This is a genomic window from Pseudomonas sp. S2_A10 (assembly GCF_054668465.1).
In genome coordinates, this window is the sequence record NZ_CP162773.1 from 2,038,737 (window position 1) to 2,052,500 (window position 13,764).

At 59.9% G+C, this 13,764-nt stretch carries 13 protein-coding genes and 1 pseudogene (1 of these 14 cut by a window edge); 4 read left to right on the forward strand and 10 right to left on the reverse strand.

The features are described 5' to 3' along the window. Nucleotides 1-92 precede the first annotated feature (92 nt). Nucleotides 93-1,325 carry a tryptophan synthase subunit beta gene (trpB, locus tag AB4N41_RS09425; RefSeq protein WP_016772302.1) on the forward strand — a complete coding sequence of 411 codons (1,233 nt, stop codon included), beginning with the start codon at nt 93-95 and terminating at the stop codon, nt 1,323-1,325. After that, on the forward strand, nt 1,325-2,134 hold the full coding sequence (gene trpA / locus AB4N41_RS09430; protein WP_076564881.1) for a tryptophan synthase subunit alpha: 810 nt from the start codon (nt 1,325-1,327) through the stop codon (nt 2,132-2,134). The genes trpB and trpA overlap by 1 nt, the downstream gene beginning before the upstream one ends. A gap of 58 nt (nt 2,135-2,192) precedes the next feature. Here trpA and AB4N41_RS09435 read toward each other — a convergent pair. The 10 genes and pseudogenes from AB4N41_RS09435 to AB4N41_RS09480 form a co-directional block, all read right to left on the reverse strand. Beyond that, nucleotides 2,193-4,155 (reverse strand): annotated as a pseudogene (locus AB4N41_RS09435) (DUF7844 domain-containing protein). Continuing rightward, on the reverse strand, nt 4,152-4,472 hold the full coding sequence (locus AB4N41_RS09440; RefSeq protein ID WP_460138385.1) for a DUF2388 domain-containing protein: 321 nt from the start codon (nt 4,470-4,472) through the stop codon (nt 4,152-4,154). Before AB4N41_RS09440 ends, AB4N41_RS09435 begins: the two are co-directional and overlap by 4 nt. 27 nt (nt 4,473-4,499) lie before the next feature. Continuing rightward, nucleotides 4,500-4,817, reverse strand: a complete 318-nt coding sequence (locus AB4N41_RS09445) for a DUF2388 domain-containing protein (RefSeq protein WP_095182269.1) — start codon at nt 4,815-4,817, stop codon at nt 4,500-4,502. A 108-nt stretch (nt 4,818-4,925) separates the two neighbouring features. Continuing rightward, a complete protein-coding gene (locus AB4N41_RS09450; protein WP_095182268.1) occupies nt 4,926-5,243 on the reverse strand; it encodes a DUF2388 domain-containing protein in 318 nt (105 codons plus the stop codon). A 333-nt stretch (nt 5,244-5,576) separates the two neighbouring features. Further along, nucleotides 5,577-5,792 (reverse strand): DUF1127 domain-containing protein, encoded by a 216-nt coding sequence (locus AB4N41_RS09455; RefSeq protein WP_007911656.1) that lies wholly within the window; start codon nt 5,790-5,792, stop codon nt 5,577-5,579. A gap of 321 nt (nt 5,793-6,113) precedes the next feature. Next, a complete protein-coding gene (locus AB4N41_RS09460; protein WP_071173986.1) occupies nt 6,114-7,607 on the reverse strand; it encodes an acetyl-CoA hydrolase/transferase family protein in 1,494 nt (497 codons plus the stop codon). A gap of 214 nt (nt 7,608-7,821) precedes the next feature. Next, the gene (locus AB4N41_RS09465; RefSeq protein ID WP_041476447.1) at nt 7,822-9,255 is read right to left on the reverse strand and encodes an NAD(P)(+) transhydrogenase (Re/Si-specific) subunit beta; all 1,434 of its coding nucleotides are present in this window, start codon (nt 9,253-9,255) and stop codon (nt 7,822-7,824) included. Further along, nucleotides 9,255-9,575 (reverse strand): NAD(P) transhydrogenase subunit alpha part 2, encoded by a 321-nt coding sequence (locus tag AB4N41_RS09470; protein WP_003220416.1) that lies wholly within the window; start codon nt 9,573-9,575, stop codon nt 9,255-9,257. The genes AB4N41_RS09465 and AB4N41_RS09470 overlap by 1 nt, the downstream gene beginning before the upstream one ends. Before the next feature lie 15 nt (nt 9,576-9,590). Further along, nucleotides 9,591-10,712 (reverse strand): Re/Si-specific NAD(P)(+) transhydrogenase subunit alpha, encoded by a 1,122-nt coding sequence (locus AB4N41_RS09475; RefSeq protein WP_056791317.1) that lies wholly within the window; start codon nt 10,710-10,712, stop codon nt 9,591-9,593. A 434-nt stretch (nt 10,713-11,146) separates the two neighbouring features. After that, nucleotides 11,147-12,046 carry a LysR family transcriptional regulator gene (locus AB4N41_RS09480; RefSeq protein WP_041476445.1) on the reverse strand — a complete coding sequence of 300 codons (900 nt, stop codon included), beginning with the start codon at nt 12,044-12,046 and terminating at the stop codon, nt 11,147-11,149. Between the two features lie 157 nt (nt 12,047-12,203). Between AB4N41_RS09480 and AB4N41_RS09485 the strand changes: the two genes are divergently transcribed. Continuing rightward, entirely contained in the window at nt 12,204-13,385 is a 1,182-nt protein-coding gene (locus AB4N41_RS09485; protein ID WP_024015035.1) for an acyl-CoA dehydrogenase, read from the forward strand. Nucleotides 13,386-13,399: 14 nt separating this feature from the next. Further along, nucleotides 13,400-13,764, forward strand: the 5' end (the start) of a protein-coding gene (locus AB4N41_RS09490; protein WP_252877204.1) for a CaiB/BaiF CoA transferase family protein. Its footprint extends 856 nt past the window's final position; 365 of the gene's 1,221 nt are visible here — the first part of the coding sequence; the start codon lies at nt 13,400-13,402; its stop codon lies off the right edge, out of view.

Consider the following 13,764-nt stretch of genomic DNA (forward strand, 5'->3'; position numbering starts at 1 on the left):
CAGGTTGCGGCGATCTTATCGGTTTTCAGCCTGGAAAGTCAGGGGTAGAGTGGTCGTCATTGTCTTCTGACCGAATTCACCTGGAGCGACCCATGACCCAGACTTCGAACACCTCTGATCTGCGTAACGGCCCTGACGCCAACGGCCTGTTCGGTGCGTTCGGTGGCCGTTATGTAGCGGAAACCCTGATGCCGTTGATCCTCGACCTGGCCCGCGAATACGAAGCGGCCAAGGAAGATCCGGCATTCAAAGAAGAATTGGCCTACTTCCAGCGTGATTACGTCGGACGTCCGAGCCCGCTGTATTTCGCCGAACGCCTGACCGAGTTCTGCGGCGGCGCCAAGATCTACCTCAAGCGTGAAGAGCTGAATCACACCGGCGCGCACAAGATCAACAACTGCATCGGCCAGATCCTGCTGGCGCGGCGAATGGGCAAGAAGCGCATCATCGCCGAGACCGGCGCCGGCATGCACGGCGTGGCCACGGCCACCGTTGCTGCGCGTTTCGGTCTGGACTGCGTGATCTACATGGGCACCACCGACATCGAACGTCAGCAGGCCAATGTCTTCCGCATGAAGCTGCTGGGCGCTGAAGTCATTCCGGTCGTGGCTGGCACCGGCACCCTGAAAGACGCGATGAACGAAGCCCTGCGTGACTGGGTGACCAACGTCGACAACACTTTCTATCTGATCGGCACTGTGGCCGGCCCACACCCTTATCCAGCAATGGTCCGCGACTTCCAGGCCGTCATCGGCAAGGAAACCCGCGATCAGTTGCAGGCTCAGGAAGGTCGTCTGCCGGACAGTCTGGTGGCATGCATCGGTGGAGGTTCCAACGCCATGGGCCTGTTCCACCCGTTCCTCGATGACAAGAGCGTGGAGATCATCGGCGTCGAAGCCGCCGGTTACGGCATCGAAACCGGCAAGCACGCGGCCAGCCTGAACGGCGGTGTGCCGGGCGTGCTGCACGGTAACCGCACCTTCCTGCTGCAGGACGACGATGGGCAGATCATCGACGCCCACTCGATTTCCGCTGGCCTCGACTATCCGGGCATCGGCCCTGAACACGCCTGGTTGCATGACATCGGCCGCGTCCAGTACACCTCGGTGACCGACGACGAAGCGCTTGAAGCGTTCCACAAATGCTGCCGTCTGGAAGGGATCATCCCTGCCCTGGAAAGCGCTCACGCCCTGGCCGAAGTGTTCAAACGTGCACCGAAGCTGCCGAAGGATCACCTGATGGTGGTCAACCTCTCGGGCCGTGGCGACAAGGACATGCAAACCGTAATGCACCATATGCAACAGTCGCAGCAGGAGAAACACTGATGAGCCGCCTGCAAACCCGCTTTGCCGACCTCAAGCAACAGAACCGCGCCGCGCTGGTGACCTTTGTCACCGCTGGCGATCCTGACTACGACACTTCGCTGGCAATCCTCAAAGGCCTGCCGGCGGCAGGTGCCGACGTGATCGAACTGGGCATGCCGTTCACCGATCCGATGGCTGATGGCCCGGCGATCCAGTTGGCCAACATCCGTGCACTGGGCGCCAAACAGAATCTGGCGAAAACCCTGCAAATGGTTCGCGAATTCCGTGAAAGCAACAGCGACACGCCGCTGGTGTTGATGGGTTACTTCAACCCGATCCACAAATTCGGCGTCGAGCGCTTTATCGCAGAAGCCAAGGATGCCGGCGTCGATGGCCTGATCGTGGTCGACATGCCACCAGAGCACAATGAAGAACTGTGCGACCCGGCGCAGGCTGCTGGCCTGGACTTCATCCGCCTGACCACGCCGACCACCGACGACGCGCGTCTGCCGCGTGTGCTCAACGGCAGTTCCGGTTTTGTCTACTACGTGTCGGTCGCGGGTGTCACCGGCGCCGGTGCAGCGACTCTGGAACACGTGGAAGAGGCGGTTGCACGTCTGCGTCGGCATACCGACCTGCCGATCAGCATTGGCTTCGGTATCCGTACACCGGAGCAGGCTGCGGCCATCGCGCGTCTGGCTGACGGTGTGGTGGTGGGCTCGGCGTTGATCGATCACATCGCCAGTGCCGATACGCCTGAGCAGGCCATCGATGGCGTGTTGAGTCTGTGTTCGGCGCTGTCCCAAGGCGTGCGCAAGGCTCGCGTCTAAAGCCGCAGGGGAAAACAAAAAAGGCTTCAGAACAGGCGTTCTGAAGCCTTTTTTGTGCTCAGGGCAATTGCAGTCCGCCCGAAGCCTTGTGCAGTTTGCGCAGATGCTCGCCAATCTGTTTCACGTTGGCCTCGCTGGCGGCAATCTCGGCGGCGCGCTTGGGTTCAAGCAGCTTGCGCACTTCGGTATCGAGATCGCCGGACAGTGCCAGCAGCTTCTTCTGCCGCTGGCTGCTTTCCGCTTCCAGTCGGCCAAACTCGCTCGGCTGGGGCAGTCCGTAACCTTTAGAGTCGAGCAGTTCCGCCGGGCGGCTGAGGAAACCACTGTTGGCGAGAATCTCCTGCAAGGTCGCGTTGGCCTTGTCCATGCCGCCGTTTTCCAGCTCGCGGGCGCCGAGGTAACGTTGCTTGACCTCATCCTGTGCCAGCAACAACTGTCGGCGGAAACTCGCCTGCTCAAGCAGCAACAGCGCCGCGCTGGTGCGCAGGTCGGCGCGGTCGAACCATTCGCGGCGTTGCTCAGCGCTGAGTGCCAGCCAGTCTTCGACAGTGGTCTGCTTGATCGGCAGCTGCTTCTTCAATACATCGAACATCGCTTGATAGCGATCGCGGAACGAGTCGAAGCGGTAACCCAGACGCAGCGCTTCTTTCGGATCGTCGAGCACACTGGTGTCGGCCAGACCACGGCCCTTGAGCACCTCGAGCAAACCGTTGGGCATGATGCTGTCGAGGCCGACCAGTTGGCTGTTATTGCTGCCGCTGCGCAACAGTTTCAAGCCTTCCACCGCGCAGTTGTTGGACAGGAAGAAATAGTTGCCGTCGTAGCTCCAGTGCATCTCGGCGGCATGTTCGACCACGCCTTCGATTTCCTCGCGAGACAGACTCAACGGCACCGAAGCGAGGCTGCGCAGCTCGGTCTTGGTGTACTCGTCGATCACCTGTGCCAGCGGCAACACGAACAGCCGCGACGGGTATTTGCCGACCAGTCCGTCCCAGCTCGACAGCTGCACATCGCCAACGAAAGCGCGATAGGACAGCACCAGATGCTGATCGAGGTCGAGGCGGCAATCCGGGCCGCGCGGGCGACCGGGGGCGCAGATCACCAGGCGCAACATGCTGTGGCCCCAGCGACTGACCCAGTTCTGATTGGCCTCGGCCAGCAGGTAATCGACAGCGTAGACCCGTTCCGGATCGACTTGTCCCAAGGGTTGCTTGGCGAAGTCATTGCCCGCATTGAGAAAGGCAAAGCTCTTGCTGCAGGTGTCCTGCAGCTGGCGGCGCCCAGCCGAAATGTTCCTTGTAGTAGCGATACAGCGCCGGGCGGCGGCAGGCGTAGCTCGGGTCGAGGAGGAAGTACTCCATGTTGACCGCGACGAATTCCTTGGGACTGGAAATTTCGTAGAGGTCCGGGCTGCGGGCGATCTGGCGGTTGTGTTGTTCACGCTCGCCACGGCGGCCGACGTACTGTTGCCACCCGGCCAGGTCAAGCAGGCGCGGGTCGTCGCTGATGGTGAAGCGCCGACCGTTCTGCCCGCGACACTCATCGGGAATACCGATCAGCCCGGCGCTGTTGAAGCGTCGGGTGCAGCGCTGGATCAACGTGCGCTCGGCGCTTGGCCATAAACGCGCGCGGTCGTAGATATGCGTGATTTCGTGCAGCACTGTGGCCAGCAGTTCCTGGCGCACAGTGCCGTGGGGGCGATTGGTTTTCTCTTTCGCCGCGCTGCCATCGGTGAGAGCGACGAGAAGCTTGCGATTCAGATCAAGCTCGGCAACGAGCGTTGCCTGCCCGTAAGCGTTGGCAGGCATGTCGTCGGTCCAGCCGACATCGATACGCCGATCCAGCCGCTCGATGAAGCTCGGCGGCAGTTTCGCCATGGCCTCATCAATCAGCGCCTGACTGGCCTGTTGTTGAGCCGGGCTCAGACCCTCGGTCTTGAGCCGCAATTGCAGGCCGGCGTGGGCGCTGTTGCCAAGCAGCAACAACGCCCCGGCCAGCAGCCAGGCGCCAACGGACCTCACAGTGCGAGGATGGCTTCGGCGAGTACCTGGTCACTGGCGTCGCGCGCTTCCGGCACCCGTGTACGCAATGTGTTGAGAGCGACCTCGAGGTGCGCGCCACGGATGTCGCCGTTGCTGGCGACGAAACTGGCGGCGTCGTCGTGGGCTTCGCGGATGATTTTCGAATCGCGAATCGACGTGGTGGTATCGGAGGTGAAATCGATGCTGCGCTGGGAGGCACGAACGATGATGTTACTGGTGGCTACCAGGGTGTGCGCCTGGGCCACATCGGCCAACACAAACAGGCCAAGGGCGGCAGCAATCAGCGGGCTACGCATGGAACGACTCCGGAAGGACAAGGATAACTATTGGACGAGAATTGCTTCTGCCAGTTCAAGGTCGCTGGCATGAAGTTTCGGCCGGGTTTTGCGCAGGTAATGCAGCGCGGATTCCAGCCGTGCGCCTCGCCATTCACCGTCACTGGCGACGAAGGCGGCCGCGTCATCATGGGCGGCGAGCAGCAGTTTACGGTCGAACGGCGCAGAAGACACCATGCTGGTGGCGTAACCGCTGACAACCGTGCCTTGGGTCGATGCATTGAAAGCATCGAAGGCGTTGGCAGACATCGCCCAGCAGGCGGTGAATAAAGTAGAAGAGATGAGCAGAGTTGGAAGAAAGCGCATGGGACTCGACAACTGTTAGCGAGCCTGAAGGCTAGCGCAAATGCCCGGGCCAGAGCCAGCGTTGAAACATCGGGACACGGCTGGCGTGTCCCGCAATACCGCAAGCGATCAGAGCGTCAGAATGGCCTGAGCCAATTGGGCATCGGTGGCATTGAGTTGTGGCACCTGATGGCGGATGTGATCGAGCGCGCTTTCCAGCTTCACCCCACGGATATCGCCTTCGCTGGCCACGAAGCTGGCGGCATCGTCGCGGGCGGCGAGGACGATCTTGTCGTCACGGAACGAGGAGGTCACATCGGAAGTGGCGTCGGAAGTGGCTTTCAGCGCGCCGACGATCGAGTCGGTGGTGACGATGAAACTGGTAGCACTGGCGTTGGCAGCCACGGCCAGCAGGGCGGCGGCACTGAGCAGGCGAAGACGGGTCATGATGTAACTCCTTTGGATAAACCGTAGTGAGAGGTGGCTCGGTATCTGAGGAGTCAGACGCCTGTTGCGCAACGTTCGCCACGTTCTGCATGGATATTAGGCTGCCAAATCCGGTTCGCCCAGTGGTGGCCAGTGACACTCCGAAGGTTCTGCATAACTGTACTGGTGTTATCTGAGGTTTTCGTAAATTGTATCTGTTCTCGTTCAGTCATGCGTTTTAGACCATTCAAGGCCCTGAAACGACAAAACCCGTCGTGGTTGCCCACGACGGGTTTTGCTTGTGCAATTCGGGTTGCTGGCGGTGGGTCTGACGACCAGAGCCAGCGACGCTGCTTAGCGCCAGAACGGCTTGCTCAGCTCTTCGTAGCGTTGTGCTTCGCTGATACCGGCGTCGGCCAGCAGACGCGAATCCAGACGGGCCAGTTGGTGGCGGCTGGAGATGCGGCGCTGCCACAACATCAGGTTGGCGATAACGCGCAGAGGCAGGGAAGCCTGGGTGTTTACAGCTTTGTCTTCGAAGAACAGTTCGGAACTGAGTGTACGTTCCATGGTTGACATCCTTCCGCTTGTGGCGGGATCAGGTAGTGGTTTGACTGGTGCCCATGATCCTCTCGTTTGGATAGTCTCTGTAGATACAGTTCATTTGTATTGTGAGTGAGCAGTTAACTGTTTATGGATGGTGTACGGGTCGAAATTGGGCAAACTGTACCTGTCTGCACTTGATTGGTGCATTTCGGCTCGTATCAGGGGGTTGAGTCGGAGTTTGCGCTAGGAAAAGACCGGTACAGCAGTACAGTTTTTTGCGATCCTGTTTCTCGCGGGCATCCCTCGAGGCAAAACTGTGTTTGCCTCGGTGGTAATCTGTGTGGATCACACTGCCAGCATGCGCCCGGTTTCTTCCAGGTTCATATGCCAGCTCAGGGCTTCGCGCAGAATATGCGGGGTGTGACCGCCGATTGCACAGGCAGCGCTGAAGTAATCATTCAGTGCCTGGCGGAAGTCCGGATGCACGCAGTTGTCGATGATCACTCGTGCGCGCTCCCGTGGCGCCAGGCCACGCAGGTCGGCGAGGCCGACTTCGGTCACCAGAATGTCGACGTCATGCTCGGTATGGTCGACGTGGCTGACCATCGGCACCACGCTGGAAATCGCGCCACCCTTGGCGATCGATTTGGTCACGAATACCGCCAGATGCGCATTGCGCGCGAAGTCGCCGGAGCCGCCGATGCCGTTCATCATCCGCGTACCGCAGACATGGGTGGAGTTGACGTTGCCGTAGATGTCGAACTCCAGCGCGGTGTTGATGCCGATTATGCCCAGACGGCGCACTACTTCCGGGTGATTGGAGATCTCCTGTGGCCGCAGAATCAGTTTGTCCTTGTACTTCTCCAGGTTGCCGAACACGTCGCTGTTGCGCCGCTCGGACAGGGTGATCGAACTGCCCGAGGCAAAGCTCAGCTTGCCGGCATCGATCAGGTCGAAAGTCGAGTCCTGGAGCACTTCCGAATACATGGTCAGGTCTTCGAACGGCGAGTCGATCAAGCCGCACATCACCGCGTTGGCGATGTTGCCGATGCCGGCCTGCAGTGGGCCAAGCTTGTTGGTCATGCGCCCGGCCGCGACTTCCTGCTTGAAGAAGGTGATCAGGTGTTCGGCAATGGCGTTGGTATCAACGTCCGGTACCGATACTGTGGACGGCGAGTCCGACTGCTGAGTGATGACAATCGCAACGATCTTCTCCGGTGGAATCGGGATCGCCGTGCTGCCGATGCGATCGTCGACTTTCACCAGCGGGATTGGCGTCCGCGTCGGGCGGTACGTCGGGATATAGATGTCGTGCAGGCCTTCGAGGTTGGCGTTGTGGGCCAGGTTGATTTCGACGATCACTTGTTTGGCGAAGATCGCGAAGCTGGCCGAGTTGCCCACCGAAGTGGTCGGCACGATATGGCCTTGTTCGGTGATGGCGACTGCCTCGATGACGGCGATGTCCGGCAGCTTCAATTGCTGGTTGCGCAGTTGCTCTACGGTTTCCGAGAGATGCTGGTCAATGAACATTACTTCGCCGGCGTTAATCGCCTTGCGCAAAGTGCTGTCGACCTGAAACGGCATGCGCCGCGACAGCACGCCGGCCTCGGTCAGTTGCTTGTCGAGGTCGTTGCCCAGGCTGGCGCCAGTCATCAGGCTGATCTTCAGCGGCGTGACCTTGGCGCGCTCGGCCAGTGCGTGGGGAACGGCCTTGGCTTCGCCGGCGCGGGTGAAACCGCTCATGCCGACGGTCATGCCGTCCTCAATCAGAGCGGCAGCGTCGGCAGCGCTCATCACTTTGTCCAACAACGAAGGCAGGCGAATACGGTCACGGTACATGGATTATTATCTCGGGCAACGAGTAGCAGGATGCGCAGTCTAGTGAATTTGGCCGGCGCCTGTCCCGCTACCAAGGTCGCAAACGAGGCCTCTATTTCGCGGGTTTGCAGTAAAACACCGTTACCGGATCTGCAACAACGCGGCAAATTGTCCAGCGTCTGGCGCAAACAAAAACGCCCCGACAAGTCGGGGCGTTCGTTATTGCAACGGGTGATTACTCGACCGCTTTGACCATGTCTTCGATGACTTTCTTCGCATCGCCGAAAACCATCATGGTTTTGTCCAGATAGAACAGTTCGTTGTCCAGACCGGCATAGCCGCTGGCCATCGAGCGCTTGTTGACGATGATGGTTTTGGCCTTGAACGCTTCGAGAATCGGCATGCCGGCAATCGGTGACTTCGGATCGTTCTTCGCGGCCGGGTTGACCACGTCGTTCGCGCCGAGCACCAGCACCACGTCGGCCTGACCGAACTCGGAGTTGATGTCTTCCATCTCGAACACCTGGTCGTAAGGCACTTCGGCCTCGGCGAGCAAAACGTTCATGTGCCCAGGCATCCGACCGGCCACCGGGTGAATCGCGTACTTCACGGTTACGCCGCGATGGGTCAGCTTCTCGGTCAATTCCTTCAGTGCGTGTTGTGCACGGGCCACTGCCAGACCGTAACCCGGGACGATGATCACGGTGTCGGCGTTGGTCAGCAGGAAGGTTGCGTCGTCAGCCGAGCCGGATTTCACCGGGCGGGCTTCCTGCGCACCGGCAGGACCCGCATCTGCCGTATTGCCGAAACCGCCGAGCAGTACATTAAAGAAGGAGCGGTTCATCGCCTTGCACATGATGTACGAGAGAATCGCACCGCTCGAACCCACCAGCGAGCCGGCAATGATCAGCATCGAGTTGTTCAGCGAGAAACCGATGCCCGCCGCCGCCCAGCCGGAATAGCTGTTGAGCATCGACACCACCACCGGCATGTCAGCGCCGCCGATCGGGATGATGATCAGCACGCCCATCACGAACGCCAGCGCCAGCATCAGTGCGAACGCCGTAAGGTTGCCGGTGAACATGAAAGTCAGACCGAGAACCAGCGTTGCCAGACCCAGAATCGCATTGAGCTTGTGCTGGCCACTGAACTGTACCGGTGCGCCCTGGAACAGGCGGAACTTGTACTTGCCCGAGAGCTTGCCAAAGGCAATCACCGAACCGGAGAAAGTGATCGCACCGATTGCCGCACCGAGGAACAGCTCCAGACGGTTGCCCGCCGGGATCGCATCGCCCAGCTGTTTAACGATACCCAACGACTGCGGCTCAACCACTGCCGCAATGGCAATGAACACCGCCGCGAGGCCGATCATGCTGTGCATGAACGCTACCAGTTCCGGCATCTTGGTCATTTCAACGCGTTTGGCCATGATCGAACCGGCGGTGCCGCCGACCAGCAGGCCAACGATCACATAACCGATGCCAGCCGTGGCCAGTTCAGCGCCCAACTTATAGATGAGGCCGACCGTGGTGATGATGGCCAGTGCCATGCCAAGCATGCCGAACAGGTTGCCGCGCCGCGAGGTGGTCGGGTGCGACAGGCCTTTGAGGGCCTGGATAAAGCAGATCGACGCGATCAGGTAGAGCGTCGTCACGAGATTCATGCTCATTACTTCGGCGCCTCTTCTTTTGCTTTCGGGGCTTTCTTCTTGAACATCTCAAGCATGCGGCGGGTGACCAGGAAGCCACCGAACACATTGACCGCCGCCAGTGCCACAGCCAGCGTGCCCATGGTCTTGCCCAAAGGCGTGACTGTCAGCGCAGCGGCGAGCATGGCGCCGACGATCACGATCGCCGAGATCGCGTTGGTGACTGCCATCAACGGCGTGTGCAGCGCAGGCGTAACGTTCCAGACCACGTGGTAACCGACATAAATCGCCAGCACGAAGATGATCAGGTTGTAGATACCGGGGGAGATAAGCTCTTCCATCGTCTGAATCCCTGCTTAGGCGTTTTTGCGGATGACTTGGCCGTCGCGGCACATCAGGCACGCGGCGACGATGTCGTCTTCGAGGTTGACGTCGAACTGGCCTTCCTTGGTGAACACCAGCTTGAGGAAGTCCAGCAGGTTGCGTGCGTACAGCGCCGAAGCGTCGGCGGCGACTTCACCGGCGAGGTTGGTCGGACCGACGATCGTCACACCGTTTTCCACAACGACCTGATCGGCGACGGTCAGCGGACAGTTGCCACCCTGAGCGGCCGCTAGGTCGATGACCACCGAGCCCGGCTTCATCTGCGCCACGGTCTCGGCGCTGAGCAGCGTCGGCGCCTTGCGGCCCGGAATCAGCGCAGTGGTGATGACGATATCGGCCTGCTTGGCGCGCTCGTGCACGGCCTGGGCCTGACGCTGCATCCAACTCGCCGGCATCGGCCGCGCGTAACCGCCGACACCGACGGCGCATTCGCGCTCTTCATCGGTCTCGTAAGGCACGTCGACGAACTTCGCGCCGAGGGATTCGATCTGTTCCTTCACCGCTGGGCGCACGTCGGACGCTTCGATCACCGCACCCAGGCGTTTCGCCGTGGCAATCGCCTGCAAACCGGCCACGCCTGCGCCAAGAATCAGCACCCGCGCCGCTTTCACGGTACCCGCAGCAGTCATCAGCATCGGCATGAAGCGTGGGTAATGGTGAGCCGCGAGCAACACCGCTTTGTAGCCGGCGATATTCGCCTGCGACGACAACACATCAAGACTCTGCGCCCGCGAGGTGCGCGGCGCCGCTTCGAGGGCGAACGCGGTAATGCCGCATTCGGCCATCTTCGCGATGGTCTCGTTGTTGAACGGGTTGAGCATGCCCACGAGCACCGTGCCGCGCTTGATCAGCGGCAGTTCGGCATCGCTTGGCGCGACCACTTTGAGAATCAGCTCGGCGCCAAACGCGTCATTGGCGCTGCCAATGCTTGCGCCGGCCGCTTCATAGGCACTGTCGACGACACTGGCTTTGACGCCAGCGCCGCTTTGCACAGTGACCTTATGGCCTTGGCTGATCAGCTTCTTGATGGTTTCCGGGGTTGCAGCAACCCGTGTTTCACCGGTCTGGGTTTCGAGAGGAACACCAATGTGCACGTCAAATCTCCTGCGTGATCTTATTGAGTAAACCCATGCACTACGGATGGTGCGACTGGGGCGGCCGATCAGCACGATCCCGCCGAATCAGGGCGGGGCGCGGCATTTTGCAGGCGAACTTTATGCCCTTCAAGGGATTATGACGGGTGACGGAAAATTAACTACAAGTCATGCCGTGACCGAATGTCGCAGATGGCCAGTTGAACTCCTTGCAGGCCGTGCCCTGCAAGGATTCTGGCTGAATTTGAAAAAAATTCGCATCGGTGGCGTGAATAGGCAGCAATGAGTCGCCATTAGAGGCTCAAAGCCACGTGTTTGGCAGCTTGTGGGACGTCTGTACGACTTTCGGATACAGTCTGCTCAGAAGCGACAAATAGTTATATCTGTAGGGCTTTTGTTTTTCTGACTACGGGGTTAGGTATTGCGCAAAGCCTTTATTCTTCTAGGCTGTAGCTCTGCGCTTGATTTACCAGCCAGTCACGAAATGCCTTCAGCGATGCCGATTCGACCTTTCGCTCCGGAATCATCAGGTAATAGGCCTTGATGCTGGAGAGCGCTTGAGAGTTGGCAACCACCAGACGTTTCTCTGTCAGCTCGCGCTGAATCAGAAACGGCGGAATCAGCGCAACGCCCATGTCGTGCATGGCTGCCTGGGCAAGCATGGAGAATAGCTCGTAGCGTGGACCTGTCATGTCGCGAGGGATATTCAGTTGCTGCGAGTTGAACCATTGGCGCCAGGCGTAAGGTCGGGTGGTTTGCTGCAGCAGCGGTAGTTCAGCGATGGCTTGCGCTGTCAGATGCTTGCGATCGCCGAGTAGGGCGGGGCTGCACACCGGCATCGGATTCTCGCCCATCAATCTGTGGGATTCGGTACCCGACCAGTCGGCGTCGCCGAAGTAAATCGCGGCATCGAATTCGGTGTCGGCAAACAGGAACGGCCGGGTGCGGTTGGTCAGGTTGACGGTCACTTCCGGGTGCTTGAGCTGGAAATCCTTGAGCCGTGGCAGCAGCCATTGCGTGCCGAAGGTCGGGACGACTGCGAGCTCGATGACGTTGGTGCCCTGCTGGCCCATCACGGAAAGGGTGTCGCGCTCCACTGCATCGAGCTGAGTCGCCACCCGACGGCTATATGAAAGACCCGCCTCGGTCAGTTTCACTCCACGTCGCGAGCGTCGGAACAGTTCCACGCTGAGGAAGTCTTCCAGGCTGGCGATCTGTCGGCAAATGGCGCCTTGGGTGAGCGACAGTTCTTCAGCAGCACGGGTAAAGCTCTCATGGCGGGCGGCAGCTTCGAAACTGATCAGGGCGGCGGTGCTGGGGATCTTCCTGCGCATGTACGTCAACCTCACTAATGCGCCGCATAAAAGGCTATTCGCGACGGTACGGAGTGAGAAATTAGCACAACAGAATGCGAAATCCTCGTTTGCTCCGACGGCGAACCGCGCCTAGGATCAATGCCACGTTAATTCACCCGATTGCGAGGGCACACTCATGGGCGGTAAAGCTAGCTTCAACTGGATCGATCCCCTGCTGCTGGATCAACAGCTCACCGAAGAAGAGCGGATGATCCGCGACACCGCCGCGCAGTTCGCTCAACAGAGTCTCGCCCCGCGTGTGCTCGAAGCTTTCCGTCATGAAAAGACCGACCCGGCAATCTTCCGCGAGATGGGTGAAGTCGGCCTGCTCGGTGCGACCATTCCCGAACAATACGGTGGCAGTGGTCTGAACTATGTCAGCTACGGCCTGATTGCCCGTGAGGTCGAGCGCGTCGACTCCGGCTATCGCTCGATGATGAGCGTGCAGTCCTCGCTAGTGATGGTGCCGATCAACGAATTCGGTACCGAAGCACAGAAGCAGAAGTACCTGCCGAAACTGGCTTCCGGCGAATGGATCGGTTGCTTCGGTCTGACCGAGCCGAACCACGGTTCCGATCCGGGCGCGATGATAAGCCGGGCGCGCAAGGTCGATGGCGGCTACAGCCTGACTGGCGCGAAGATGTGGATCACCAACAGCCCGATCGCTGACGTATTCGTGGTCTGGGCCAAGGACGATGCTGGCGACATCCGTGGTTTCGTTCTGGAGAAAGGCTGGAAAGGTCTGAGCGCTCCGGCGATTCACGGTAAGGTCGGCCTGCGCGCTTCCATCACCGGCGAGATCGTCATGGACAATGTGTTCGTGCCGGAAGAAAACATCTTCCCAGACGTCCGAGGTCTGAAAGGTCCGTTCACCTGCCTCAACTCCGCGCGCTACGGCATTTCCTGGGGGGCGCTGGGCGCGGCCGAGTTCTGCTGGCACACCGCGCGTCAATACACTCTGGATCGTCAGCAATTCGGTCGACCGTTGGCCGCGACTCAACTGGTACAGAAGAAACTCGCCGACATGCAGACCGAGATCACTCTGGCGCTGCAAGGTTGCCTGCGCTTGGGCCGGATGAAGGACGAAGGTACCGCCGCCGTTGAAATCACTTCGATCATGAAGCGCAACTCCTGCGGCAAGTCGCTGGATATTGCGCGGATGGCGCGCGACATGCTCGGTGGCAATGGTATCTCCGATGAGTTCGGCGTGGCCCGTCACCTCGTCAACCTGGAAGTGGTGAATACCTATGAAGGTACCCATGACGTTCACGCGCTGATCCTCGGGCGTGCGCAAACCGGTCTGCAGGCGTTCTATTAATAGGAGGGCGGACCATGGGCGCGCTGTCGCATCTACGGGTACTGGATTTATCACGAGTGCTGGCCGGGCCTTGGGCCGGACAGATCCTCGCCGACCTGGGCGCCGAGGTGATCAAGGTCGAGCGCCCGGGCAATGGTGATGACACCCGCGCCTGGGGCCCGCCCTTTCTTAAAGACGCTTACGGCGAGAACACATCGGAAGCGGCTTATTACCTCTCGGCAAACCGCAACAAGCAATCGGTGACCATCGACTTCACCCGGCCTGAAGGGCAGAAGCTGGTGCGCGACCTGGCGGCGAAGTCGGACATTCTGATCGAGAATTTCAAGGTGGGCGGTCTGGCGGCCTATGGTCTGGACTATGAGTCGCTAAGGGTTCTCAA

Bases quoted from the DNA above. Each gene is read 5' to 3' on its own strand.
- AB4N41_RS09470 (WP_003220416.1), bottom strand. From the start codon at position 9,575: ATGGAAGAGCTTATCTCCCCCGGTATCTACAACCTGATCATCTTCGTG.
- AB4N41_RS09465 (WP_041476447.1), bottom strand. From the start codon at position 9,255: ATGAGCATGAATCTCGTGACGACGCTCTACCTGATCGCGTCGATCTGC.
- AB4N41_RS09455 (WP_007911656.1), bottom strand. From the start codon at position 5,792: ATGGAACGTACACTCAGTTCCGAACTGTTCTTCGAAGACAAAGCTGTA.
- trpB (WP_016772302.1), top strand. From the start codon at position 93: ATGACCCAGACTTCGAACACCTCTGATCTGCGTAACGGCCCTGACGCC.
- AB4N41_RS09440 (WP_460138385.1), bottom strand. From the start codon at position 4,472: ATGCGTAGCCCGCTGATTGCTGCCGCCCTTGGCCTGTTTGTGTTGGCC.
- AB4N41_RS09460 (WP_071173986.1), bottom strand. From the start codon at position 7,607: ATGTACCGTGACCGTATTCGCCTGCCTTCGTTGTTGGACAAAGTGATG.
- AB4N41_RS09485 (WP_024015035.1), top strand. From the start codon at position 12,204: ATGGGCGGTAAAGCTAGCTTCAACTGGATCGATCCCCTGCTGCTGGAT.
- trpA (WP_076564881.1), top strand. From the start codon at position 1,325: ATGAGCCGCCTGCAAACCCGCTTTGCCGACCTCAAGCAACAGAACCGC.
- AB4N41_RS09450 (WP_095182268.1), bottom strand. From the start codon at position 5,243: ATGACCCGTCTTCGCCTGCTCAGTGCCGCCGCCCTGCTGGCCGTGGCT.
- AB4N41_RS09445 (WP_095182269.1), bottom strand. From the start codon at position 4,817: ATGCGCTTTCTTCCAACTCTGCTCATCTCTTCTACTTTATTCACCGCC.
- AB4N41_RS09480 (WP_041476445.1), bottom strand. From the start codon at position 12,046: ATGCGCAGGAAGATCCCCAGCACCGCCGCCCTGATCAGTTTCGAAGCT.